The sequence below is a fragment of the Leifsonia sp. Root4 genome, from assembly GCF_001425085.1.
GTDB lineage: Bacteria > Actinomycetota > Actinomycetes > Actinomycetales > Microbacteriaceae > Microterricola.
This window is the reverse complement of the sequence record NZ_LMDN01000001.1, coordinates 84,714-108,456: the sequence shown is the minus strand read 5'-3', so window position 1 is coordinate 108,456 and position 23,743 is coordinate 84,714. Positions and strand designations below refer to the sequence as shown.

Below are 23,743 nucleotides of genomic sequence, written 5' to 3'. Positions count from 1 at the left end.
GGCGGGAATCGCCGCTCGACTGGGCACTGTCTGACGCTGCCCTGAAACTTTTCTGGACGTGAACCCCGACCGGGGGTACTCTCTCACTCACACCGGCGGCGGCAGCCGGTGCCTTTCGAGGGTTGGGGTAGCGATGGAATATCTGCTCGTCTTCTTGCAAGGTTGTGTTGTCATCGGGGCCATCGTGCTCGGTGTCCGAACCGGGGGGCTGGGGCTGGGGCTCTGGGGGGTCGTCGGCACGGTCATCCTCGTGTTCGCCTTCCATCTCCCACCGGGTGCCATCCCCGTCGACGCCTTCTTCATCATCATCGCCGTGATCACGGCGTCGTCGGCGATGCAGGCGGCCGGGGGTATCGACTACCTGGTCGCGATCGCCTCGAAGATCATCCAGCGAAATCCCAAGCGGCTCACCTATGTCGCCCCGCTGGTCGCGTTCGTGTTCACCGTGCTCTCCGGCACCTCGAACATCTTCTTCGCGTTGATCCCCGTCATCTACGAGACCTCGTACCGCAACGGGCAGCGCCCGGAGCGGGCTCTCGCGGCATCCACGGTCACCTCCGGGCTCGGCATCACGGCCAGTCCGGTGTCCGCGGCGATGGCCGCGTACATCGTGTTGATGGACGGCACCGGATACGGTCTGCCACAGATCCTGCTCATCACGGTGCCAGCGGCCATCGTCGCCTGCATCGCGACCTCCTTCGTTCAGCAGCACCTGGGCAAGGATCTGCTCGATGACCCGGTGTTCATGAAGCGGGTCGCCGAGGGCACCGTCGAGGTTCCGGAAGCGCTCCAGGAGCGCTACGCGGCACGGGTCGGCGGCACCGCGACCCGAGCCGGCGGATCGGCTTCTGCAACCGGCGGCTCCGAGTCCGTCGGCTCCGAATCCGGCGGTCGCGCCAAGGCGGCGCCGGTGCTGATCGAGCACCCGGTCCCAGAAGGTGGAGCGACAGCCGCGTGGATTTTCGTCACCGGCACCCTGCTCATCGTGCTCCTCGGGCTCTTCCCCGGCCTGCGCCCGGCATTCCCCGACGAGGAGGGCGAGCTCGTGCCGATCGGCATGTCGACCGTCATCGAGATGGTGATGTTCACCGTGGCACTCGTGATCATCCTGGTCAGGAAGGTGAAGCCGTCGCTCGTCGTCGAGCAACCGCTGCTCAGGGCCGGGTTCGTCGCCGCCGTCGCGCTGTTCGGAATCGCCTGGATGGCCGACACCTTCATCTCGGCGAATGAGGAGACGATCATCGAGCCTCTCGGCGCGATGATCGAGGCCAACCCGCTGATGCTCGCCGTCGCATTGTTCCTCGTCTGTGGTCTCACGACGAGTCAGTCTGCGACAACGAACACATTGATCCCCATCGCGCTCGCCGCGGGACTCGCACCGGGCATCATCACCGCCATGTGGCCGTCGCTGATCGGTGTCTGGCTGTTCCCGGCCAACGGTTCGCAGATCGCGGCGGTGGAGACAGACCTCACCGGCTCGACCAAATTGACCCAGGTTCCGATCTGGCACTCCTTCACGATCCCGATGCTGGTGTCGTGGGTCGCGGTCGTCATCGCCGGCCTGTTGATCCAGCTCGTCGTTCCGGCCTGAGCCGCCACCACACCGTCCAACGCCACACCGTCCCACCACCCCGTAAGCACCATCCTGTTTGGAGGCACACATGTCCGACCCAGAACAAATCGCGCGCGGCGCGGCAGAGTTGATGCCAGAGATCATCGAGAGGCTCGAGGCCCTCGTGCGCATCCCCTCCATCGCCTTCCCGGGTTTCGATCCGGAACCCGTGCACGCGATGGGGGCAGCGGTCGTCGAACTCTTCGAGGCAGCAGGGGCAAGCGGGGTGAAGCTCCTGGATGTGCCGGGCGGATACCCGTGCGTGTACGCCGATCTCCCCGGCCCGGCCGGCTCGCCGACTGTGCTGCTGTACGCGCACTACGACGTGCAGCCCGCGCCGAAGAGCCAGGGCTGGACGAGCGAGCCGTTCGAACCGGTGACGAAGGCCGACGGCCGCATCTACGGCCGCGGTGCGGCCGATGACAAGTCTGGTCTCGTGATCCACTACGGAACGCTCGCGCTTCTCGGACCCGATCGCCCGTGCAGCGTCAAGATCCTCGTCGAGGGCGAGGAGGAGACGATCTCGCACCTCGAGGCCTTCGTCGAGGACAACCCGGAACTCTTCGCGGCGGACGCCTACGTCATCGCCGACATCGGCCCGCAGAAGGTCGGCCGCCCCGGTTTGACCACCGCGCTCCGCGGCGACGTCGCATGCACGGTCACCGTGCGCACCCTGGCGAACCCGGTGCACTCCGGCATGTTCGGCGGCGCGGCCCCCGATGCCCTGACGGCGATGATCCGGGTTCTCGATTCACTGCACGACGAGAACGGCGACACCGTGATCGCAGGGGTCGACAGCAGCAGCTGGACGGGCGCGAGCATGGAGGAATCCGTGTATCGAGAGGGGTCAGCGATCCTGCCCGGGGTTGAGTTCCTCGGAACGGGCACGCTCTCTGACCGGATCTGGGCGAAGCCATCCGTGACGGTGCTCGGCATGGACCTGCCCAACACGGCGGTGGCGTCGAATGTGCTGCTGCCGGAGGTCACGGCAAAGCTCTCGATGCGGATCGTGCCCGGATCGGATGGCGACGCGCAACTCGAGGCCCTTATGGCACATCTGCGCGCACAACGGCCGTGGAACTGCGAGGTCGAGGTGGAGAAGGTGAAGGTGGGCCACGCCTTCGCCGTCGACGAGGCGCATCCCGCCATCATCGCGGCATCTGAGGCTCTCGAGGCCGCGTACGGCGTTCCGGTCGAGTCGATCGGCAGTGGCGCCTCGATCCCGCTCGTTGCGTCGCTGCAGAAGGTGGCGCCAGAGGGCGCAATCATCCTCTGGGGAGCGGAGGACACCGCCCAGTCGCGCATCCACGCCTCCGATGAGTCCGTTGACCCCGGCGAGATCGAGCGCATGATCGCCGCTCAGACGCTGTTCATCCTCAACCTCGCAGAGGCGTCTCGCGGCTGAGCCGTGGGGCGGATCGGGGGCAGGATCGCCATGACGGCTCAGCCCGCTGTGAAGAGGATGACGGTCATCCAGGCGACATTCATCGGCGTCGGGTCGATGGTCGGTGCTGGCATCTTCGCGCTGCTGGGCGCGGCGGGTGCCGTCGCCGGATCCGCCGTGTGGGTGTCGTTTCTCGCGGCGGGTGCGATCGCCGGCTTGCAGGGATACTCCTTCGCCAAACTCGGCGCCACGTATCCCTCCGGCGGGGGGATCCTCGGATACCTCTCGCACGGTCTCGGCGAGGGGCACCTGACCGGGATCGCATCGTGGCTGTTCTTCACGGCAGGGTCCATCGTCGTGGCGATGATCGCCTCCTCCTTCGGCGCCTACGCCAGCTCGGTGGTCGCGGGAGGAGACCCATTCTGGGCGACGGTGCTCGCCCTGGTGCTGATCGTGGTGATGACCGCGCTGAACGCCGTCGGCTCCACCGCGGTGGCGCGCGTGCAGTCGGTGATCGTGATCGTTGTGTTGGCGATCCTCGTCGTCTTCGCCGCCGTGACGATCGCGAACTGGAACATCGAGCTGCTCTCGCCCGCGGGATATCCCGGCGTCAGGGAGATCATCGCGAGCATCGCGCTCACCTTCTTCGCGTTCCTCGGTTTCGGCGTGATCACCTTCACCGCCAAGGATCTCCCCAATCCCTCTCGGCAGCTTCCCAAGGCGATCTACCTCGCCCTCGCGATCGCGACGACGATCTACGTCGCTGTGTCGCTCGGGGTGTTCGGAACGCTCACGGCCGAGCAGGTCGTCGAGTACGGAACGACGGCGCTCGCCGAAGCCGCCAAACCGACTCTGGGCCAGGCCGGCTACGTGCTGATGGTGATCACGGCGCTGTTCTCGACCACGGGCGCCGTCAATGCCGGCCTGTATCCGTCGATCGGGATGTCGGCGCATCTGGCCTCCGTCGGCCAGTTCCCGCCAGTGTTCGGGCGCTCGATCGGCCGGTTCCCCGTCGGACTCCTGGTGATGGCCGCCCTGGCAAGCGTGCTGGTGGTCGGGTTCAACGTGAACAACATCGCCTCCATCGGAAGCGCGGTCGCATTGCTCGTGTTCACCGCGGTCACCGTCGCGCACTTCCGCCTGTACAAGGCCACGGGTGCCAGCATCATCGTCCTGGTCATCGCCTTCGTGGCGACCCTCGGCACCTTCATCGTGTTCTGCACGACGACCCTCGTCAACGAGCCGAGAACCGCTATCGCGCTCGTCGGGATCATCCTGCTCTCGATCGTCATCGACCTCGTGTGGAAGGCGCGCGCACGCCGAGCGGGGGCGCCGGCCCCGCCGGAAGAGGCGCTCTGACCTTGGCATCAGATCGGTACGAATCCGTGCCCAGATGGCTCTGGACTTCGCCGGAATGTTGTTGTTCCATAGATCACTGAGCAATGTTCACGAGTGTGCAGGCCGGGGGTGAACGCGTGGGTCGCAAAGATCGACAGCCTGCCTTCACCGAGACGCGCAGCGTCGGCGGAGTCTTCGGCGGGCTGCTCGGCATGGTGGCCGCTGCCGTTGCCGCAGGCGCGTTGCTGGCAGGAGCCGTCACCCCTGTTCTGGCCGTCGGCGGGCTGGCCGCGAGCCGTTCCATCGCCTATTTCGAGGGCTTCCCCGACTACCTCGCGATCACGCCGCTGTCGCAGAAGAGCAACATCTACGCCGTCCAGAACGACGGCCAGCCGCTGCTGCTCGCCTCCTTCTACGACCAGAACCGCATCGAGGTCGGCTGGGACGGTGTGAGCCAGTTCATCAAGGATGCCGCCGTCGCCGGTGAAGACCCGCGCTACTACGACCACGGCGGCATCGATGCCCAGGGCACGTTGCGCGCCGTGGCGATGACGGTGCTCGGTGACGACATCCAGGGCGGGTCATCGATCGCGCAGCAGTACGTCAAGAACGTGAATGTGCAGAAGTGCGAACGCGCGGCCAGCGAGGAGGAACGCCTGAGCTGCTACGACGAGGCGACCGAGACCTCGCCCTCGCGCAAGCTCAAGGAGATGCGGCTCGCGCTCGGCCTCGAGAAGCGGTACACCAAAGACCAGGTGCTGATGGGCTACCTCAACATCGCCGGTTTCGGCGGCACGGTCTACGGGGTCGAGGCCGCCGCCAACTACTACTTCAACACCACCGCGGCCGGGGTGACGCTCGCCCAGGCGGCCAGCCTGATGGCGATCGTGAACAACCCGGTCAAGTTCCAGCTCGACCATCCAGATGACTGGCGGAACGGCGCGGCCAATGGCTACGCGGCGAACAAGGCCCGCCGCGACTACATCCTCGGCCAGATGCTGCGCTACACGAAGATCACGCAGGCGCAACACGACGAGGCGGTGGCGAGTCCCGTCGAGCCGGTGATCACCGAGCCGAGCACCGGATGCCAGAGCGCCGGCAACGCTGCGTACTTCTGCGACTACGTCAGCACCGTGCTGCAAACCGACCCGACCTTCGGGGCCGACGCGGACACCCGAATGCTGAATTTCCGGCGCGGCGGCTACGACGTGTACACGAGCATCGACCTCGACCTGCAGGCGGCGGCCGCCGCCACGATGGCGGCGAACGTGCCGATGACCTACCCCGGCTGGGACGTCGGATCGGTCATCACCAGTGTGCAGGTCGGCACGGGGCGCGTGCTCGCGATGGTGCAGAACAAGCTCTACAGCCAGGATCCCGCCGTCACCGGCAACGATCCGAACTACACGGGCATCAACTACAGCACCGACTACGCGCACGGTGGGTCCAGCGGATTCCAGCCGGGATCGGGATACAAGGTCTTCACGCTCGCCGAATGGCTGAAGGAAGGACACTCGCTGAACGAGCGGGTCGACTCGCGCCCCAAAGCGAACTGGGGAACGTTCCGAGACAGCTGCCTCGGCCCGCAGAACTACAACAGCGAGAACTGGAGCCCGAAGAACGACGCCAACGAGTCGGGGGCGAACTACACGGCGCTGCAGTCGACGCTGCAGTCGATCAACACCGGCTACATCGGCATGGCCAAGGAACTCGACCTGTGCGGCATCCGTCAGACGGCCGAGGCCTTCGGGATGCATCGCGCAGACGGCAACCCGCTCGTGCAGAGCGCATCGGCCGTGATCGGAATCAACGAGGTCGCGCCCCTCAGCATGGCCATCGCCTTCGCCGGGATCGCCAACAACGGAGTCACCTGCAGCCCGGTCGTGATCGATCGGATCGTCAGCGCCGACGGAACGGAACTACCGGTTCCGCAGTCCACGTGCACGCAATCCGTCTCGCCGGACGTCGCCGCGGCCATGCATTTCGCCCTGCAGGGCGTCATGACGGGCGGAACCGCGACCCAGTCCTACTTCGGCGCAGAGCCGCGGGTACCGGTCATCGGCAAGACGGGAACGACCGACGGCAACAAGGACACCTGGATGAACGGGGCGAGCAGCAAGGTGGCGACCGTCACCGCCGTCGTCAGTGTCACCGGGGATGCGAATCAGCGGGCGATCGACTTCGACAGCGGACTGGCCTCGACCGCGCGGCACCGCATGTGGCCGGCCGTCATGTCGGTCGCGAACGCGAAGTACGGGGGAGACGAATTCACGACGCTGCCGCCCTCGGCGATCGTCGGAGAGCGCCCACCGTCAGTCGGCGACGACGGCGATGACGGCGATGACGGCGACGACAGCGGCGAGGGCGACGGCGAGAATGGCGGCGACGACGGCAACAACGGAAACGGAAACGGCAACGGAAACGGCAACAACGGAAACGGCAACGGAAATGGCGAGTAGCCGGCCGGTTAGAGCTCGATGGAGTCGCCCGGTGTGAGCGCCCGGAAGGTGCCGCCGCCCTGCTCGGTGCTCCACGCGATGCGGGCGTTGGAGAGTGCCTTGCCGGCGTCAGAGAGCAGCATCTCGTGCGTCGGGAAGCTCTGCGACGGCGCGACGGCCTCCACGTAGTCCATCGCCTCGGCGATCTTCATCCACGGGGCGCCGGCCGGCACCGCGAGCACCTCGACAGCGACCCCGGTCGGTGCCGCGAAGGAGTCCCCGCCGTAATAGAAGCGCTCGTTCACCAGCACGCCGACGTTGTCGATGACCGGGATCGAGCGGTGGATGACGGCATGCTCACCGCCGAAGAAGCGCAACTCGAAGCCATCGACCGAGACGGCGTCGCCCGCTTCGACCGGGGTGACATCGATGCCGTAGGCGGCAGCGGCGGCCACGACTCCGGCCGGCCCGAAGATCGGCACGCCGGTCTTGGCCGTGCGAATCCGCTCGACCTGCTCCGGGGTCCAGTGATCATCGTGCAGGTGTGTGATCACAACGGCGGACGTCGATGCGTCGGCTGCGACCGGGCGGGTGAACTTGCCTGGATCGATGAAGAGAGTCCTGCCGCCCTCTTCGATGACGACAGCGGCGTGTTCCAGCTTCGTGATTCGCATGTCTGTAGCAAACACCGTGCCGCAATCGCACGCAACACGCAGCACGCAATTGGTGCGCGGGCGCCGGGCACCGCCATAATCGGCCTATGCCGACTGCTCCGCTGCGCCTGACCGTGGCCATCAACCCGAATGCATCGTTCGGGCGTCGCCGCGACGTCGGCCCACGTGTGGCCGAGCGTCTGGTCGAGGCCGGCTACGACGTGGCGATGCTGCGTGAACCCAACCTCGAACTCCTGCGCCGCGAGGCGGAAGACGCCGTCGCCCGCGGAACCGATGCGCTCATCGTCGTCGGCGGTGACGGCATGGTCTCCCTCGGAGCCAACCTCGTCGCCGGCACATCGATCCCGCTGGGCATCGTGGCGTCCGGAACCGGCAACGACATGGCCCGTGTGCTCGGCCTGCCGCTGGATGACGCGGATGCCGCGATCGAACGACTGCTCGATGCGCTGGGACGCGAGCCGCGCGTGATCGATGCCGCCCGTGTGCGCCACGGCGCCCTCACCACGTGGTTCTGCGGCGCGCTCTCGGCCGGATTCGACGCGAGGGTGAACGAGCGGGCCAACCGCATGACGCGCCCACGCGGCCCGAGCCGGTACACGATCGCCATGCTGCGCGAGCTGCTGAGCTTCAAGCCGATCCACTACTCGCTCGTCGTCGACGGCGTCGCCCGCGAGGTCAGCGCCATGCTGATCGCGGTGTCGAACGGAGTTTCGATCGGCGGCGGCATGAAGATCACTCCCGACGCCGAACTCGACGACGGCCAACTCGACCTCTTCATTGTCAGCGCGCTGTCGAAGCCGCGGCTGCTCCGCCTCTTCCCCCGGGTGTTCTCCGGCGAGCACGTGAACGAGCCGGAGGTGGAGATCACCCGGGTCCGCAGCGTCTCCCTCCACGCCGCCGACATCGTCGCATACGCCGACGGGGAGCGGGTCGGCCCGCTCCCGGTCCAGGTCGACATCGTGCCTGGTGCGCTGCGGGTTTTGGCCTGACCGGACCCCGCCAGCACGAAACGCCCGGGCGTGCCTCGATTTGGACGCACCGATTCCCTGTGACATACTTTTCAAGTTGCAAAAACGGCCCCATCGTTTAGCGGCCTAGGACACCGCCCTCTCACGGCGGCAGCACCGGTTCAAATCCGGTTGGGGTCACCATCAGTCCGGCTCTCGCATTGCGCGGGAGCCGGACTTTTTTCGTGCCCATCCGTCACCGGAGCGTGTCATCGGCGCGGTGAAAAGTACGGCATAATTGTTACGTTGCACAAACGGCCCCATCGTTTAGCGGCCTAGGACACCGCCCTCTCACGGCGGCAGCACCGGTTCAAATCCGGTTGGGGTCACCACAGGAAAGCCTCCGGTTCGCCGGAGGCTTTCGTGCTTTCCACCTGTTTCCCGTGTCGGCGGCCGCTGGTAGTTTCGGATGCTATCGGCAGACTCGGCTGGAGGGACGATGAGCACTGAGCGGGCGGCGCGCGGACTCCCGCGGGCACTGCGTCCCTTCCGTGCGCCGCAGTATCGGATCCTCGCCACCGCACTCACGCTGTCGCTGCTCGGCTCCGGCATGTGGCTCGTCGCCATCGTCTGGCAGGTGATCGAGCTCGGAGGCGGACCGGTACAACTCTCCCTGGTCGCGACGATGAGCGGGATCGGCCTCGTCGCCGTCGTGCTGATCGGCGGAGTCGTCGCCGACCGTGTGCCGCAGAAGTGCACGCTGCTCGTCGTCGAAGCGGCGAAGATCGTCGTGATCGGGGCGGTCGCGGCCCTCGCCGTCTCCGGCGCGCTCGAGCTCTGGCACCTGGCGATCGCCGCGCTCATCATCGGCATCGGCGAGGGGTTCTTCTACCCGGCGTACAGCGCCATGCTCCCGTCGATCCTGCCCGGCGACGATCTCCTCGCGGCGAACGGCTTCGAGGGCATGCTGCGCCCCGCGGCGTTGCAGGCGGCCGGCCCTGCGCTGGCCAGCGCGGCGGTCGCCGCGGCATCCCCGGCCCTCGCCTTCGTGATAGTCGGCATTCTGCAACTCTTCGCCGTCGGCGCGCTGGTGGTTCTGCGCACCGTGCCGCTCCGCCGTGACCTCTCACACGAGACCAGACACCCGGTGCGTGCCGCCATCGGCGACCTCGCCGAGGGTTTCCGCTACATGTTCACGACACCGTGGCTGCTGGCGACGCTGCTGTTCGCTCTGGCGTTCATCCTCGTCGTCATCGGCCCCATCGATGTGCTCGCGCCGTTCGCCGTCAAGGACGCGGCAGGGGGAGGGCCGGCCGAGTACGCGGTCGTGCTCGCCGCATTCGGCGTGGGAAGTGTGCTCGGCTCGCTGCTCATCTCGTCGATGCGGATGCCGCGGCGCTACCTCACGGTGATGAACCTGGCGTGGGGCCCCGGCTGTCTGCCGCTGGTCGTGATCGGCTACACCAGCCACGTCTGGGTGATGGCCGTCGCGGTGTTCATCGTCGGCTTCTTCTTCTCACTCGGCAGCGTGATCTGGGGAACGCTGCTGCAGCGCCGCGTGCCCCCGCACATGCTCGGGCGGGTGTCGAGCCTCGACTTCTTCGTCTCGCTCGCGCTCATGCCGATGTCGATGGCGCTGGCCGGCCCGGTCGGCGAGTCGATCGGGCTCGGACCGACCTTCCTGATCGCTGGAGTGCTGCCGGCCGTGTTCGCAGCGATTGCGATCCTCTGGGCCCGGATGCCACAGGACGAGATCGCGAATCCGCTCAGCAGCGACGACAGCGACGATGACGTCGTCGCCGGGGTGCCCGATGTCGCGCCGTGGCTTCCAGGACCCCGCCTCGATGAGCGGGGCCTGGAAGACGCCTAGGGCTCTGCTTGGGAGCTCCGGCTAGGCCGGAGTCTCCGCGGCCCTGGCACTCACGAACGCCGCGACGGCCTTCTCGATGTCGTCGTGGCTGTGCGCCGCGCTCAGCTGCACCCGGATCCGCGCCGTGCCCTGCGGAACGACGGGGTAGCTGAAGGCGATCACGTACACACCGTCGCCCAGCATGTGATCCGCGATCCGCGCGGCCAACGCGGCATCGCCGAACATGACGGGAACGATCGGGTGCTCGCCCGGAATCAGATCGAAACCCTCCTCCGTCATCCGCGCGCGGAAGTGCGCGGCGTTCCGGCGGAGCCGCTCCCTGTCGTCCCCGCTGCCGGCGATGAGATCGAGCGCTGCCAAGGTGCCCGCCACGACGGCCGGTGCCACCGTGTTCGAGAACAGATACGGCCGGGCGCGCTGGCGCAGCAGGGCGACGAGCTCGGCGTGGGCCGCGACGTAGCCGCCGGATGCCCCGCCGAGGGCCTTGCCGAATGTGCCGGTGTAGATGTCGACCCGGTCGGAGACGCCGGCCAGCTCCGGTGTGCCGCGGCCATGCTCTCCGACGAAGCCGACAGCGTGCGAGTCGTCGACCATCACGAGTGCGTCGTAGCGCTCAGCGAGATCGCAGATCTCGGCCAGCGGAGCCAGCGAGCCGTCCATCGAGAACACGCCATCGGTCACGATGACGCGGGTCCTGGCATCCGCGGCGGCGATGAGCTGGGCCTCGAGCTCGGCCATGTCGCGGTTGGCATAGCGCAGCCGCCTGGCCTTGCAGAGACGGATGCCGTCGATGATCGACGCGTGGTTGAGCGCGTCGGAGATGATGGCGTCCTCCGCGCCGAAGAGTCCCTCGAAGACTCCGCCGTTCGCGTCGAAGCAGCTCGAGAACAGGATGGTGTCGTCTGTGCCGAGGAACTCGGAGACGCGCCGCTCCAGCTCGATGTGCAGATCCTGGGTGCCGCAGATGAAACGGACGCTCGCCAGACCGAAGCCCCAGTCGTCCATCGCGGCCTTCGCCGCTCCGATGATGTCTGGATGATCGGCGAGCCCCAGGTAGTTGTTGGCGCAGAAGTTGAGCACGTCGCCGCCGTTGGCCGTGATGTGCGCGGACTGCGCCGAACTGATGCGGCGTTCGTGCTTGTAGAGGCCGGCCGCGGCGATCTCGTCAAGGCTCTGCTGAGCCCGCTGTTGCATGGTTCCGTACATCTCAGACCTCACTCCAATCAAGCACGACTTTGCCGCCGTGTGCCTCCCGTGCCGCCGCGAAACCGGCCTCCCACTCCCGTGCGGGGAATCGGTCGGTGATCACCGCCGACAGGGAGTCGCGCAGTTCGCTGCTCGACTGCAGCATGGCGCTCATCGCATTCCACGACTCGTACATCTCGCGGCCGTAAATCCCCTTGATCGTGAGCATGTGCGTCACGACCTTGGCCCAGTCGACATCGATCGGGGCACTCGGCAGGCCGAGCATCGCGACCCGTCCGCCGTGGTTGAGGTTCTCGATCATCTCCGGCAGCGCGCCGGGGTGACCGCTCATCTCGAAACCGACGTCGAAGCCCTCGCGCATGCCGAGCTCGCGCTGAGCCTCGACGATCCGTCGCTCGGCGACGTTCACGGTGAGGTCGGCGCCCATCTGCCTGGCGAGTTCGAGGCGGGGCTCAGAGACGTCGGTGACGACGATGTAGCGGGCGCCGATGTGGCGCGCGACGGCAGCCGACATGAGCCCGATGGGGCCGGCGCCGGTGATGAGCACGTCTTCGCCGACGAGCGGGAAGCTGAGCGCCGTGTGCACGGCGTTGCCGAAGGGGTCGAAGATCGCGGCGACCTCGGGGGAGACGTCATCCGTGTGCACCCAGACGTTGCTCTCTGGGATCACAACGTACTCGGCGAATGCGCCGTCGCGGTTCACGCCAACGCTCACGGTGCGGATGCACATCTGCCTGCGGCCCGCACGACAGTTGCGACAGGTTCCGCACACGATGTGGCCCTCGCCGGAGACTCGCGCTCCCACGGCCACGTCGCGCACCTCGCGGCCGATTTCCACGACCTCGCCGTAGAACTCGTGACCCGGGATGATCGGCGGCTTGATGGTGCTCGCCGCCCAGGCGTCCCAACTCTCGATGTGCAGATCGGTTCCGCAGATGCCGGTTCGCAGCACGCGGATTTTTACTTCATGGTCGCCCGGTTGAGGTTCCGGCCGGTCGGCCAGTTCCAGTCCGGGAGCGCCGTGTGGCTTGAATAGTGCCAGCACTGATACGCCTCTCGCTCGTCGATGAACGCGGCGGCGGTCTGCCGCCGATGGTTGGTACAGAGGCGATGTTACCCCGGGCGACGGGGCGGGATCAGTCCGTTACGACGGCGTCGGTGAGGGTGTGCGCCTGCACAGCCTCGAGGTGCGCCTTGTGCGAGATCTTGTCGATCCATGCGAGCGCCATCGCCGAGAAAATGAAGACGCAGTGGATGATGACCTGCCAGAACACGCCGTCCCAGGTGTAGCCGCCGTCGTACTTCGGGTCGCCCATGTCGCCGACGGCGATGAAGGTCTTGAGCAGGTGGATCGAGGAGATGCCGATGATCGCCATGGCCAGCTTGACCTTGAGCACGTTGGCGTTCACGTGGCTCAGCCACTCCGGCTGGTCGGGGTGGCCGTCGAGGTTGATCTTCGAGACGAAGGTCTCGTACCCGCCGATGATGACCATGATCAGCAGGTTCGCGATCATGACGACATCGATGAGGCCGAGGACGAGCAGCATCACGCCGGTCTCGGTCAGGGTCTCGAGGTGGGTGATCAGGTGCCAGAGTTCGCGCATGAACAGCACGACGTAGACACCCTGGGCCACGATGAGCCCGAGGTAGAGGGGCGCCTGCAGCCAGCGGCTGAAGAAGATCGTGTAGCCGAGCGCTGCCGACGCTGGGCTCTTGCGGAATTGGCGGGTCGGCGGGGTGACGAGGCTCACTCGGGCTCCAGGCTCTGAAAGTGTGGGTGGGGTGAGCGCGACGCTGCGCAGAGAAATTCTAGGGGCACGGATGCCGGCGAAGCTGTGTGGGCTGCTGTCGGGGTGCCGTTGTGGCGGCGGCATCCGCTAGACTCGGCAACGCGAAGGGGAGTATCCCACCGGGCAGAAATGCCCATTTCGAGTCCGTCAATACGAGCACCGCGGTCGGTGTTCCGGGCTCGGGACGCGAGGAAACGGCCAGACCGGATCATCGTGGGGGAGAGACTTTCGAGTTTCGTGCTACCCACCGCAAGTGGCGAAGCACTTCCTCCGAAAGGTCCCCGTGCAACTCGAGCTGCCCATCGCATTCGAAATCGGATCACTCGTCGTTCTGACCCTGATCCTCGTCGCCGATCTCCTGATCGTCTTCAAGCGCCCCCACGTGCCCTCCATGAAAGAGGCATCGCTCTGGGTGGGCTTCTACGTGTTCCTGGCCCTGGTCTTCGCCGGGCTGATGCTGCTCTTCGCGGGCGGCGAGTACGCGGGCCAGTTCCTGGCCGGTTGGCTCACCGAGTACAGCCTGTCGATCGACAACCTGTTCGTCTTCGTCATCATCATGGCCCGCTTCAGCGTGCCGCGGAAGTACCAGCAAGAGGTGCTGATGGTCGGCATCATCATCGCCCTCGTGCTGCGCGGAATCTTCATTCTGCTCGGCGCCCAGCTCATCGAGAGCTTCAGCTGGGTCTTCTACATCTTCGGTGCCTTCCTGCTCTACACGGCCATCAAGCAGGCCTTCGGCAAGGAAGAAGAGGGCGACGGCGAGAACGGCCTGATCCGTTGGCTGCGCCGCCGCGTGCACATCAGCGACGACTTCGACGGCGCCAAGGTGCGCACGGTCATCGACGGTCGCAAGGTGCTGACCCCGATGATCATCGTGTTCATCGCGATCGGCACCACCGACCTGATCTTCGCGCTCGACTCCATCCCCGCGATCTTCGGCATAACGCAGAGCCCGTTCATCGTGTTCACCGCGAACGTCTTCGCCCTGATGGGTCTGCGCCAGCTCTACTTCCTGCTCGGCGGTCTACTGGAGCGTCTCGAGTACCTCAAGTACGGCATCGCGTTCATCCTGTTCTTCATCGGTGTGAAGCTCGTCTTCCACGCCATGCACACCAACGAGCTGCCGTTCATCAATGGCGGCCACGGCATCGAGTGGGCGCCGGAGATCGACACCTGGACCTCGCTCGCGGTGATCATCGCGTCGATGGCCGTCGCGACGATCGCGAGCCTGATCAAGGCGCGCGCCGACGCCAAGAAGCGCGGTCACACGCTGCTCGAAGAGGTTCCGCACTTCACCGAGGACTAATCCTCGGCGTTTCGAAAACAGGCAGTTCCGCGCGGATTCCGCCGGAACTGCCTGTTTTTGGTGTCACCCGGCCGGATTCGCCTGTTTTGCGCACAGCGAGCGGGGGAGCGGGCGGGGTGCCCCGCGCTTTGGTAGCGTGGAACGCCCCGTTCGTCGGGCAGCACCTTCGTCATACGGGAGAAGCACGTGGCAACAGACCAGCCGAGCACCATCGTGCTGCCGAGTGGCGCGCTCGCGCTCGTCGTCCAGGCACGCAGCGACGTCGGGCTCGTGCGCAAGGTGAACGAGGACTCGTTCCTCGCCGCAGCGCCCGTCTTCCTGGTCGCCGACGGAATGGGCGGGCACGCGCGGGGGGATGCGGCCAGCCAGGTGGTCACGCGCGTCTTCACCGAGCACATCGTTCCGGGCGTGCTGACCACCCCGGAGCAGGTGCTCGACGCGATCCACTCGGCCAACGACGCCGTCCGCGATCTGAGCGAGGCCGGCGATTCCGGCACGGCGGTCGCCGGAACGACCCTCACCGGTGTCGCCCTCGTCGACGGCGACGAGGAGAACGAGTACGGCTGGATGATCTTCAACGTCGGAGACTCCCGGGTGTACAGCTGGGACGGCCGCGTGCTCGACCAGCAGAGCGTCGACCACTCCGCGGTGCAGGTGATGGTGGATGCCGGCCTGATCAGCGCCGAGGATGCCGAGCAGCACCCGGAACGCAACGTGATCACCCGCGCGCTCGGCGCCGAGGACACGGTCGACGTCGATGTCTGGTTGAGCTCACCGTCCGAGCACAGCACCTTCCTGATCTGCTCCGACGGACTCACCAAGGAACTCGACCGCAGCGAGCTCACGGCGATCTTCGCCAGACGCGAGGCGCGAGGCGATTTCAGCGGCATCGCCGACGAGCTCGTCGAGGCCGCGCTCGAGGGCGGCGGGCGCGACAATGTCTCCGTTGTCGTCGTGCGGACGGACGCGTTCACACCGAGTGCTAGCCTGTAATTGTGTTGTACGGTCGACTTCTTCTGTGCCGCGACGAGTCCTAGAAACCCAGGCCTCCCTCGTCGCGGAGTTCGTCGTTGGCTGACCACCATTCATTGAGGAAGACGCTCACACAATGACCACAGAATCACGTTCTGCTTCACGCCCTCGCACCCTGGCCGAGAAAGTCTGGGATGCCCACCTCGTGAAGAAGGGTGAGGACGGCACGCCCGACCTCATCTACATCGATCTGCACCTCGTTCACGAGGTCACCAGCCCGCAGGCATTCGACGGTCTGCGCATGGCCGGCCGGCAGCTGCGCCGCCCCGATCTGACGATCGCGACGGAAGACCACAACACGCCGACGCTCGCCATCGACAAGCCCATCGCTGATCTGACGAGCCGCACCCAGATCGAGACCCTCCGCCGCAACTGCGACGAGTTCGGTGTTCGTCTGCACTCGCTCGGCGACATCGAGCAGGGCATCGTGCACGTCGTCGGCCCCCAGCTCGGGCTCACGCAGCCGGGAATCACCGTCGTCTGCGGTGACTCGCACACCTCCACCCACGGCGCGTTCGGCGCCATGGCCTTCGGTATCGGCACCAGCGAGGTCGAGCACGTGATGGCGACGCAGACGTTGCCGCTCAAGCCGTTCAAGACCATGGCGATCACCGTCGAGGGTACGCTCCGCCCCGGGGTCACCGCCAAGGACATCATCCTGGCCGTCATCGCCAAGATCGGCACAGGCGGTGGCCAAGGCTACGTGCTCGAGTACCGCGGAAGTGCCATCCGTGCGCTGTCGATGGACGGCCGCATGACGATCTGCAACATGTCGATCGAGGCGGGCGCCCGCGCAGGCATGGTCGCACCGGATGCCACCACCTACGAGTACCTCAAGGGCCGCGCCCACGCGCCGGCCGGCCAGGACTGGGACGACGCCGTGTCGTACTGGGACACCCTCGCCACCGACGACGGCGCGAGCTTCGACGCCGAGGTCATCATCGACGCGAACACCCTCGAGCCCTTCGTCACCTGGGGCACCAACCCCGGCCAGGGCGTCTCGCTGAGCGACACGGTTCCGAACCCGGCCGACTTCAGCGACGCCAATGAGCGTGCAGCCGCAGAGCGGGCGCTGGAGTACATGGATCTGACCGCCGGCACGCCGCTCAAGGACGTGTCCGTGGACGCGGTCTTCATGGGCTCGTGCACGAACAGCCGCATCGAAGACCTGCGTGCATTCGCCAGCGTCATCCAGGGCAAGAAGAAGGCCGACGGCGTGCGCGTCATGGTCGTTCCCGGATCCGCCCGCGTGCGCATCGAGGCCGAGGCCGAGGGCCTCGACAAGATCATCACCGACTTCGGTGCCGAGTGGCGTTTCGCCGGCTGTTCGATGTGCCTCGGCATGAACCCGGACCAGCTGGCCCCGGGGGAGCGCTGCGCGTCCACCTCGAACCGTAACTTCGAGGGCCGCCAGGGCAAGGGCGGTCGCACCCACCTCGTCTCCCCGCTCGTGGCCGCGGCAACCGCCATCCGCGGCACCCTGTCGAGCCCCTGGGATCTCGAACACGACACCGATTCGCTGACCACCGATTCGCTGACCACAGAGGGAGAGGCGAAGTAGCCATGGAGAAGTTCACAACCGTCACGGGCATCGCGGCTCCGCTGCGCCGCTCGAACGTCGACACCGACCAGATCATCCCCGCCGTGTTCCTCAAGCGCGTCACCAAGACCGGCTTCGAAGACGCGCTCTTCTACGGCTGGCGCCAGGACCCGGAGTTCGTGCTCAACCGGCCCGAGTTCCAGGGCGCGCGCGTGCTGGTGGCCGGCGCCGATTTCGGCACGGGATCCTCGCGTGAGCACGCCGTGTGGGCGCTGCGCGACTTCGGCTTCGACGTGGTGCTGAGCCCGCGCTTCGGCGACATCTTCCGCGGGAACTCCGGCAAGCAGGGCCTGCTCGCCGCGCAGATCAGCGAAGAGGATGTCGAGAAGATCTGGGCCGCCATCGATGCGAACCCGGGAATAGAAGCGACCGTCGATCTGGTTGAGCGAACTGTCACCGTCGGTGATCTTCAGCTTCCGTTCGAGGTTGACGATTACACTCGGTGGCGGCTGCTCGAAGGTCTTGACGACATCGGGCTCACCCTGCGCGACGAAGCGTTGATCACAGAATTCGAGGCCACCCGTGAAAGCTGGCGGCCCCGTACTCTTCCAGTTAAACAGGCCCTCCCAGTGAGGCAGAACGTGCAGGCGGAAATTTGAACAGTCTCGGCGATGATGCAAAGAACCACGGCTCGGCCGTCGGTCTCTCCGTCGACAAGATCACCATCCACGGCGGCAAGCCGCTCGTGGGACGCATTGAACTGAAGGGTGCGAAGAACCTCGTCACCAAGGCGATGGTTGCCGCGCTGCTGGGCGAGACGCCCAGCGTGCTCAAGGACGTTCCGAACATCAGCGACGTCCGCATTGTGCGCGGACTGCTCGAGGTGCACGGCGTCCACGTGAGCGAGGGCGCGGAAGAGGGCGAGCTCATCCTCGACCCGACCAACGTCGAGGTCGCCCACTTCGCGGCCATCGACGCGCACGCCGGCTCCAGCCGCATCCCGATCCTGTTCTGCGGGCCGCTGCTGCACCGTCTCGGCGAGGCGTTCATCCCCGACCTCGGCGGATGCCGCATCGGCGACCGTCCGATCGACTTCCACCTCGACGTGCTGCGCAAGTTCGGCGCCGTCGTCGAGAAGCTACCGAGCGGCATCCGGATGTCGGCCCCGAACGGGCTGCACGGAGCCAAGGTCGAGCTGCCGTACCCGAGCGTCGGCGCCACGGAGCAGGTACTGCTGACCGCGGTGCGCGCAGAGGGCATCACCGAGCTCAAGGGCGCGGCCATCGAACCCGAGATCATGGATCTCATCAACATCCTGCAGAAGATGGGCGCGACCATCTCGGTCGACACCGACCGCGTCATCCGCATCGAGGGTGTCGAGCACCTCACCGGCTACAACCACCGTTCGCTGTTCGACCGCAACGAGGCTGCCAGCTGGGCCGCGGCCGCGCTCGCGACCGAGGGCGACATCACCGTCGGCGGAGCTCGCCAGGCCGAGATGCTCACCTTCCTCAACGTGTACCGCAAGGTCGGTGGCGCCTTCGACATCCTCGAAGACGGCATCCGTTTCTACCACCCAGGCGGCGACCTGAACCCGGTGATCATCGAGACGGGTGTTCACCCCGGCTTCATGACCGACTGGCAGCAGCCGCTCGTCGTGGCGTTGACGAAGGCCAAGGGTGTCTCGATCGTTCACGAGACCGTCTACGAGCAGCGTTTCGGCTTCGTCGACGCCCTGGTCGAGATGGGCGCGACGATCCAGATCCACAAGGAGTGCCTCGGCGGGCAGGCCTGCCGCTTCGGGCAGCGCAATTTCAACCACTCCGCCGTGATCACCGGGCCCACCGTTCTGAAGGGTGCCGACATCGAGGTTCCCGATCTGCGCGGCGGCTTCAGCCACCTCGTGGCCGCGCTGAGCGCGGACGGAACGTCGACGGTCAGCAACGTCGGAATCATCGCGCGCGGTTACGAGAACTTCCTCACCAAGCTTGAGATTCTCGGTGCAGACTTCGTTCTCGAAGACTGATCGCGATAATAGGGGAATGCCCGCACCAACACAGTCCGGACGCCGCGTGCGCTCGGAGAAGAGTCACCCGTCGATCTTCTGGGTCTTCGCGCTGCTCGCCGTTCCACTGATGAACCTCGCTGCGCGCTACGAGATCCGTGACGGGCACAAGATGCCTCGGCAGGGCGCCTACGTGCTCGCACCGAATCACTACAGCGAGATCGACCCCGTCGTCGTCGGCGTCGTCGCGTGGAAGCTGGGGCGTTACCCCCGCTTCCTCGCGAAGGCCTCCGTCTTCAAGGTTCCCGTGCTCGGCTGGGCCCTGCGGGTCTCGGGCCAGATTCCCGTCGACCGCCACGGCAACAAGTCGCACTCCGCGATCCGTGCGGCAGAGGAGCTCGTCGAGAAGGGACGCATGGTCGTCGTCTACCCGGAGGGTTCGCTGACCCGCGACCCCGATCTGTGGCCGATGCGCGGCAAGACCGGCGCTGTGCGCATCGCGCTCGAACGCGGCATCCCTGTCATCCCCGTCGCACACTGGGGAACACAGCAGCTGATGGCCCGCTACTCGAAGAAGATCAGCCTCTTCCCGCGCAAGCACATCCTCGTCAAGGTCGGCGACCCCGTGAACCTTGACGCATTCAGAGACAAGCCCCTCGACACCGCAACCCTCAACCAGGCAACAGCCGTGGTGATGGATGCCATCACCGCACTGCTTGAAGAGCTGCGCGAAGAGAAGGCTCCGGCCGAGCGCTGGAACCCCAGCGCCCACGACCAGAAAGAGACGGGTCGTTTTGACTCCTAGGGCCAAGACCGCAACCATTCGACCGGGGACCCGTGTCGCCGTGCTCGGCGCGGGAAGCTGGGGAACGACCTTCGCCAAGATCCTCGCCGACGGCGGGGCAGACGTCGTGCTGTGGGCACGCCGCCCGGAGCTCGCCCGCGAGATCCAGGAGGCCAAGCGCAACAGCGACTACCTGCCGGGCATCAACCTGCCGATCTCGCTGCGCGCGACCGCGAGGCTCGACCTGGCCCTCGCCGGCGCGGAGCAGGTCTTCGTCTCGGTGCCGAGCCAGTCACTGCGTGAGAACCTGATCGCGGCGGAGCCGCACCTCGGCGCGAACGCGATCATCGTCAGCCTGATGAAGGGCGTCGAACGCTCCAGCGGGCTGCGCATGAGCGAGGTGATCGAGCAGGTGCTGCCGATCAGCCCAGACAACATCGCGGCGATCTCCGGCCCCAACCTGGCCCTCGAGATCGCCAAGCAGCAGCCGACGGCCGCCGTCGTCTCCTCGACGAGCCTCGAGACGGCCCAGGCCGTCGCGCTCCTCGCCCGCAACGACTACTTCCGCTCCTTTGTGAACACCGACGTCATCGGCACGGAGTTCGGCGGAGTGCTGAAGAACCTGATCGCCGTCGCCATCGGCATCGTCGATGGTGTCGGCTACGGCGAGAACACCAAGGCATCGATCATCACCCGCGGCCTGGTCGAGATGACCGACTTCGCCGTGGCATACGGCGCGCACCCGGAGACGCTGTCCGGCCTCGCCGGACTCGGCGACCTGATCGCCACCTGCCAGTCCCCGCTCTCGCGCAACAACACGGCAGGGCGTCTGCTCGGCCAGGGCTACAGCCAGGGCGACGTGGTCAAGCAGATGCAACAGACAACCGAGGGCCTGGCATCCGTCGGCCCCATCCTCGAACTGGCCAAGGCCAAGGGTGTCGAGATGCCGATCGTCGAGCAGGTGCGCCAGGTTCTGGCAGGCACACTGAACCCGCGCGACATCGCACCGCACCTCACAACCGATTCGGACGAGCCGCAAGGCGAAAGGACTCTCGATGACGCACAAGCTCACGGTGGCGCTGCTCTTTGGGGGTCGGTCAAGCGAGCATTCGATCAGCTGCGCAACAGCGGGCGGAGTTCTCTCGGCGATTGACCGCGAGCGTTTCACGGTCATCCCGATCGGGATGACGAGCGACGGTGCGTTCACGCTGCAGCCGGATGACGCGGCCCTCTTCGCGCTGAACCCCGCCGCCATGCCGCACGTCAGCGACAACGGCACCCGCGTGCGCTGGCCGGAGAGCACCGCCTCGCGCGAACTCAGCGTGGTCGAGGCCGACGGCACCGTGCGCTCGCTCGGCGCGGTCGACGTCGTGTTCCCGATCCTGCACGGGCCGTTCGGCGAGGACGGCACGATCCAGGGCCTGCTCGAGCTGGCCGGACTGCCCTTCGTCGGCTCCGGCGTGCTCGCCAGTGCCCTCGGCATGGACAAGCACTTCACCAAGACCGTGCTGCGCCAGGCCGGCATCGCCGTCGCCCCGTGGCAGACCGTCACCGCACGCAGCTGGGCCACCGACCCGGCCGGCGTCGAGTCTGCCGTCACGGCGCTCGGCCTGCCGGTCTTCGTCAAGCCGGCACGCGCCGGTTCGAGCGTCGGCGTCAGCAAGGTGTCCACGCTCGACCGGCTCGCGGATGCCATGGCGACCGCGCTGGCCGAAGACGACAAGGTTCTGATCGAGGCAACGCTGATCGGCCGCGAGGTCGAGATCGGGGTACTCGGCGGGCGCCCGGGGCAGGCGCCGCGGGCATCCGTCGCCGGCGAGGTGATCGTCAGCGGCCGTGACTTCTACGACTTCGACGCCAAGTACCTCGACGCACCGGGAATCGACCTGGTCTGCCCGGCGGAGCTCAGCGACGCCGAGCTCGCCGAGATGGCCGAGCTCGCCGTGCGGACCTTCGAAGCCATCGGCTGCGCGGGCCTCGCGCGCGTGGACTTCTTCCTCACCGCAGACGGCTTCGTCGTCAACGAGATCAACACGATGCCCGGATTCACGCCGATCTCGATGTTCCCCACCTGCTGGTTGAACTCCGGACTCAGCTACCCCGAGCTGATCGACGAGCTGATCGAGCTCGCGCTGGCCGAGTAGCCGGCATCCGCACATAAGGTCATAGTGCGTCTGCAAGGACTCTTCTCGCGAAGAGGTCCTTGCACACGCACTATTGCCTTATACGCGGCGGGGTGGACGGGTGTGGAGCGGGCGGCGCTCAGCCGGCGGGGAGCACGTCGCTGACGTCGATGCAGCGGTTCTCCGCCGGGATCGTGGAGAGGGCGCCGACGAGGTCGATCAGCGCGCTGGCCGATGCCTTGTCGTAGTCGACGATGACCTCGGTGGCCGGCGTGCGGCCGTAGGTCGTGAAGCGGAAGATCGGCTTGTTGCTGTCGTCGACGATCCAGTCCACGCCGCCCACCTCGACGCACTGCTGCGTCGTCGGCCCCGGCACCTCGACGCCGCAGCGCAACAGGATCGTCGCCGGGTCGCCCCATGCGCCCGTGCCCTGGGCGTTGGTCTCGCGCAGTTGCTGCTCGCCGAGGGCCTCTGGCAGACGCACGACGACCTCTGCGCAACCGGGGTTCGCGGCGTCATCGGCCGGTTCGAGCGCCACGGCGGCCGCGCATCCGGACAGCGTCGCCGTCAGCAGAGCGGCGGCGCCGACGACGCTCAGGGTGCGGGTCATGGAACGGGTCACGGTGCGGGAGATCATCGCTCTTCAGGCTACCGTGAGTTCTATGACGCACGCTGAGCACCCCTCGTTCGACACCGCCGGCCCGACCCTGGCCGAGCTCAGCGAGATCGCGGTGCTGCAGCGGATCTTCCCCCGTCTACCCGAGTCGGATGCCACCCTCGTCGGCCCCGGCGATGACGCGGCCGTCATCGCTGCGCCGGACGGCCGGTACGTCGTCACGACCGACATGATGATCCACGGCCCGGACTTCCGTCTCGCCTGGTCACGGCCCGGCGACCTCGGCTGGAAGGCGGCCGCGACGAACCTCTCCGATGTCGCCGCGATGGGCGCCCGCCCGACCGCGCTCGTCGTGGCGATCGCCGCCCCGCAGAGCCTGCCGGTCAGCGTGATCGAGGGCATCGCCGACGGCCTCCGTGAGGCCTGCGCCGCGCTCGCACCCGGCTGCGGCGTCGTCGGCGGCGATCTCTCCGCCTCGGAGACGCTGACCATCGCCGTCACCGCGTTCGGCGACCTCGGCGGCCACGCTCCCGTGCTGCGCTCCGGCGCGCGCGCAGGCGACCTCGTGACGATCGCGGAGGGTGGCAACGCGCTCGGCGAAGCCGGCCGCGGCCTGGCGCTGCTGTTCACCAGGGCAGTGGACGCGGGCGGCGCCCCGGATGCCGCCGCGGCGGCCGCTCTCCGCCTCGAACACCCGCGGCTGCTCGGCGCCCAGCTGCGCCCGTCCCCACCCATCGCCGCAGGCGCACTCGCCGCGGCATCCGGGGCCACCGCCATGCTCGACGTCTCGGACGGGCTCGCGCTCGACGCCGCACGGATCGCGGTCGCCAGCGGCGTGCGGATCGACTTCGACTCGGCGGAGCTCGGTGAGCACCCCGAGAGCGCACTCGGCGGGGGAGAGGACCACTCCCTGCTGGCCTGCTTCGCGTCAGGCAGCGCGATCCCGGCGGCGTTCCGCGTGATCGGGCGTGTGCACGCTCTGACGGGCGAGGAGACGGCGGGGATCACCGTGGACGGCGCCCCGCACGTGCTCGGCGGCTGGGACCCCTACCGCGGCTGGGACGGCCACGCCGGCTGA

General features: G+C 67.0%; 20 protein-coding genes and 2 tRNA genes. 17 read left to right on the top strand and 5 right to left on the bottom strand.

The window, feature by feature from the left end; genetic code table 11:
• The first annotated feature begins 133 nt into the window (after positions 1-133).
• The 4 genes from ASC66_RS00515 to ASC66_RS00500 all read left to right on the top strand — a co-directional run bounded on the left by ASC66_RS00515 (position 134) and on the right by ASC66_RS00500 (position 6,793).
• Positions 134-1,591 carry an anaerobic C4-dicarboxylate transporter family protein gene (locus ASC66_RS00515; RefSeq protein WP_055833246.1) on the top strand — a complete coding sequence of 486 codons (1,458 nt, stop codon included), beginning with the start codon at positions 134-136 and terminating at the stop codon, positions 1,589-1,591.
• Positions 1,592-1,661: 70 nt separating this feature from the next.
• Positions 1,662-3,017: a M20/M25/M40 family metallo-hydrolase gene (locus ASC66_RS00510; protein ID WP_055833243.1), complete on the top strand. Its 1,356-nt coding sequence runs from the start codon at positions 1,662-1,664 to the stop codon at positions 3,015-3,017.
• A 30-nt stretch (positions 3,018-3,047) separates the two neighbouring features.
• On the top strand, positions 3,048-4,355 hold the full coding sequence (locus tag ASC66_RS00505; protein WP_055833241.1) for an APC family permease: 1,308 nt from the start codon (positions 3,048-3,050) through the stop codon (positions 4,353-4,355).
• Between the two features lie 116 nt (positions 4,356-4,471).
• A complete protein-coding gene (locus ASC66_RS00500) occupies positions 4,472-6,793 on the top strand; it encodes a transglycosylase domain-containing protein (protein WP_162243457.1) in 2,322 nt (773 codons plus the stop codon).
• An 8-nt stretch (positions 6,794-6,801) separates the two neighbouring features.
• Here ASC66_RS00500 and ASC66_RS00495 read toward each other — a convergent pair whose 3' ends face one another.
• Positions 6,802-7,446 carry an MBL fold metallo-hydrolase gene (locus ASC66_RS00495; RefSeq protein ID WP_055833237.1) on the bottom strand — a complete coding sequence of 215 codons (645 nt, stop codon included), beginning with the start codon at positions 7,444-7,446 and terminating at the stop codon, positions 6,802-6,804.
• Between the two features lie 86 nt (positions 7,447-7,532).
• On the opposite strand from ASC66_RS00495, the gene ASC66_RS00490 reads away from it, so the two are divergent.
• The 4 genes from ASC66_RS00490 (at position 7,533) to ASC66_RS00475 (ending at position 10,263) form a co-directional block, all read left to right on the top strand.
• On the top strand, positions 7,533-8,435 hold the full coding sequence (locus ASC66_RS00490) for a diacylglycerol/lipid kinase family protein (RefSeq protein WP_055833234.1): 903 nt from the start codon (positions 7,533-7,535) through the stop codon (positions 8,433-8,435).
• A gap of 86 nt (positions 8,436-8,521) precedes the next feature.
• Positions 8,522-8,597 (top strand) — tRNA-Glu (locus tag ASC66_RS00485).
• A gap of 112 nt (positions 8,598-8,709) precedes the next feature.
• A tRNA-Glu gene (locus ASC66_RS00480) sits at positions 8,710-8,785 on the top strand.
• A 107-nt stretch (positions 8,786-8,892) separates the two neighbouring features.
• The gene (locus ASC66_RS00475) at positions 8,893-10,263 is read left to right on the top strand and encodes an MFS transporter (RefSeq protein WP_055833231.1); all 1,371 of its coding nucleotides are present in this window, start codon (positions 8,893-8,895) and stop codon (positions 10,261-10,263) included.
• 21 nt (positions 10,264-10,284) lie between these two features.
• On the opposite strand, the gene ASC66_RS00470 is transcribed toward ASC66_RS00475, so the two are convergent.
• The 3 genes from ASC66_RS00470 to ASC66_RS00460 all read right to left on the bottom strand — a co-directional run bounded on the left by ASC66_RS00470 (position 10,285) and on the right by ASC66_RS00460 (position 13,220).
• Positions 10,285-11,469, bottom strand: coding sequence for a glycine C-acetyltransferase (locus tag ASC66_RS00470; RefSeq protein ID WP_055833228.1), 1,185 nt, complete (start codon positions 11,467-11,469; stop codon positions 10,285-10,287).
• A gap of 1 nt (position 11,470) precedes the next feature.
• Complete coding sequence (gene tdh, locus ASC66_RS00465; RefSeq protein ID WP_055833227.1) at positions 11,471-12,514, bottom strand: L-threonine 3-dehydrogenase; 1,044 nt, start codon at positions 12,512-12,514, stop codon at positions 11,471-11,473.
• A 91-nt stretch (positions 12,515-12,605) separates the two neighbouring features.
• Positions 12,606-13,220, bottom strand: a complete 615-nt coding sequence (locus ASC66_RS00460; protein WP_235496609.1) for a TIGR00645 family protein — start codon at positions 13,218-13,220, stop codon at positions 12,606-12,608.
• 322 nt (positions 13,221-13,542) lie between these two features.
• Here ASC66_RS00460 and ASC66_RS00455 point away from each other — a divergent pair, with 322 nt between their 5' ends.
• The 8 genes from ASC66_RS00455 (at position 13,543) to ASC66_RS00420 (ending at position 22,070) form a co-directional block, all read left to right on the top strand.
• On the top strand, positions 13,543-14,565 hold the full coding sequence (locus ASC66_RS00455; RefSeq protein ID WP_055836017.1) for a TerC family protein: 1,023 nt from the start codon (positions 13,543-13,545) through the stop codon (positions 14,563-14,565).
• A 186-nt stretch (positions 14,566-14,751) separates the two neighbouring features.
• Positions 14,752-15,558, top strand: a complete 807-nt coding sequence (locus ASC66_RS00450) for a PP2C family protein-serine/threonine phosphatase (protein WP_082491909.1) — start codon at positions 14,752-14,754, stop codon at positions 15,556-15,558.
• A gap of 115 nt (positions 15,559-15,673) precedes the next feature.
• Positions 15,674-17,158, top strand: coding sequence for a 3-isopropylmalate dehydratase large subunit (leuC, locus tag ASC66_RS00445; protein ID WP_055833226.1), 1,485 nt, complete (start codon positions 15,674-15,676; stop codon positions 17,156-17,158).
• 2 nt (positions 17,159-17,160) lie between these two features.
• Positions 17,161-17,796 (top strand): 3-isopropylmalate dehydratase small subunit, encoded by a 636-nt coding sequence (gene leuD / locus ASC66_RS00440; RefSeq protein ID WP_055833224.1) that lies wholly within the window; start codon positions 17,161-17,163, stop codon positions 17,794-17,796.
• On the top strand, positions 17,793-19,163 hold the full coding sequence (murA, locus tag ASC66_RS00435) for a UDP-N-acetylglucosamine 1-carboxyvinyltransferase (protein ID WP_055833221.1): 1,371 nt from the start codon (positions 17,793-17,795) through the stop codon (positions 19,161-19,163). Before leuD ends, murA begins: the two co-directional genes overlap by 4 nt.
• Positions 19,164-19,179: 16 nt before the next feature.
• Positions 19,180-19,947 carry a lysophospholipid acyltransferase family protein gene (locus ASC66_RS00430; RefSeq protein ID WP_055833219.1) on the top strand — a complete coding sequence of 256 codons (768 nt, stop codon included), beginning with the start codon at positions 19,180-19,182 and terminating at the stop codon, positions 19,945-19,947.
• Positions 19,937-21,079, top strand: a complete 1,143-nt coding sequence (locus ASC66_RS00425) for an NAD(P)H-dependent glycerol-3-phosphate dehydrogenase (protein ID WP_055833215.1) — start codon at positions 19,937-19,939, stop codon at positions 21,077-21,079. Before ASC66_RS00430 ends, ASC66_RS00425 begins: the two co-directional genes overlap by 11 nt.
• Positions 20,982-22,070 carry a D-alanine--D-alanine ligase family protein gene (locus tag ASC66_RS00420; RefSeq protein ID WP_055833212.1) on the top strand — a complete coding sequence of 363 codons (1,089 nt, stop codon included), beginning with the start codon at positions 20,982-20,984 and terminating at the stop codon, positions 22,068-22,070. Before ASC66_RS00425 ends, ASC66_RS00420 begins: the two co-directional genes overlap by 98 nt.
• A gap of 118 nt (positions 22,071-22,188) precedes the next feature.
• Here ASC66_RS00420 and ASC66_RS00415 read toward each other — a convergent pair whose 3' ends face one another.
• Entirely contained in the window at positions 22,189-22,686 is a 498-nt protein-coding gene (locus ASC66_RS00415) for a DUF3515 family protein (RefSeq protein ID WP_055833208.1), read from the bottom strand.
• Between the two features lie 25 nt (positions 22,687-22,711).
• Here ASC66_RS00415 and thiL point away from each other — a divergent pair, with 25 nt between their 5' ends.
• Positions 22,712-23,743 carry a thiamine-phosphate kinase gene (thiL, locus tag ASC66_RS00410; protein WP_055833205.1) on the top strand — a complete coding sequence of 344 codons (1,032 nt, stop codon included), beginning with the start codon at positions 22,712-22,714 and terminating at the stop codon, positions 23,741-23,743.

What these genes read in the sequence shown, in the direction of transcription:
- ASC66_RS00515 (WP_055833246.1), top strand. Translation starts at nt 134, where the DNA reads ATGGAATATCTGCTCGTCTTCTTGCAAGGTTGTGTTGTCATCGGGGCC.
- ASC66_RS00510 (WP_055833243.1), top strand. Translation starts at nt 1,662, where the DNA reads ATGTCCGACCCAGAACAAATCGCGCGCGGCGCGGCAGAGTTGATGCCA.
- ASC66_RS00505 (WP_055833241.1), top strand. Translation starts at nt 3,048, where the DNA reads ATGACGGCTCAGCCCGCTGTGAAGAGGATGACGGTCATCCAGGCGACA.
- ASC66_RS00495 (WP_055833237.1), bottom strand. Translation starts at nt 7,446, where the DNA reads ATGCGAATCACGAAGCTGGAACACGCCGCTGTCGTCATCGAAGAGGGC.
- ASC66_RS00490 (WP_055833234.1), top strand. Translation starts at nt 7,533, where the DNA reads ATGCCGACTGCTCCGCTGCGCCTGACCGTGGCCATCAACCCGAATGCA.
- ASC66_RS00475 (WP_055833231.1), top strand. Translation starts at nt 8,893, where the DNA reads ATGAGCACTGAGCGGGCGGCGCGCGGACTCCCGCGGGCACTGCGTCCC.
- ASC66_RS00470 (WP_055833228.1), bottom strand. Translation starts at nt 11,469, where the DNA reads ATGTACGGAACCATGCAACAGCGGGCTCAGCAGAGCCTTGACGAGATC.
- leuC (WP_055833226.1), top strand. Translation starts at nt 15,674, where the DNA reads ATGACCACAGAATCACGTTCTGCTTCACGCCCTCGCACCCTGGCCGAG.
- leuD (WP_055833224.1), top strand. Translation starts at nt 17,161, where the DNA reads ATGGAGAAGTTCACAACCGTCACGGGCATCGCGGCTCCGCTGCGCCGC.
- ASC66_RS00430 (WP_055833219.1), top strand. Translation starts at nt 19,180, where the DNA reads ATGCCCGCACCAACACAGTCCGGACGCCGCGTGCGCTCGGAGAAGAGT.
- ASC66_RS00420 (WP_055833212.1), top strand. Translation starts at nt 20,982, where the DNA reads ATGACGCACAAGCTCACGGTGGCGCTGCTCTTTGGGGGTCGGTCAAGC.
- ASC66_RS00415 (WP_055833208.1), bottom strand. Translation starts at nt 22,686, where the DNA reads ATGATCTCCCGCACCGTGACCCGTTCCATGACCCGCACCCTGAGCGTC.
- thiL (WP_055833205.1), top strand. Translation starts at nt 22,712, where the DNA reads ATGACGCACGCTGAGCACCCCTCGTTCGACACCGCCGGCCCGACCCTG.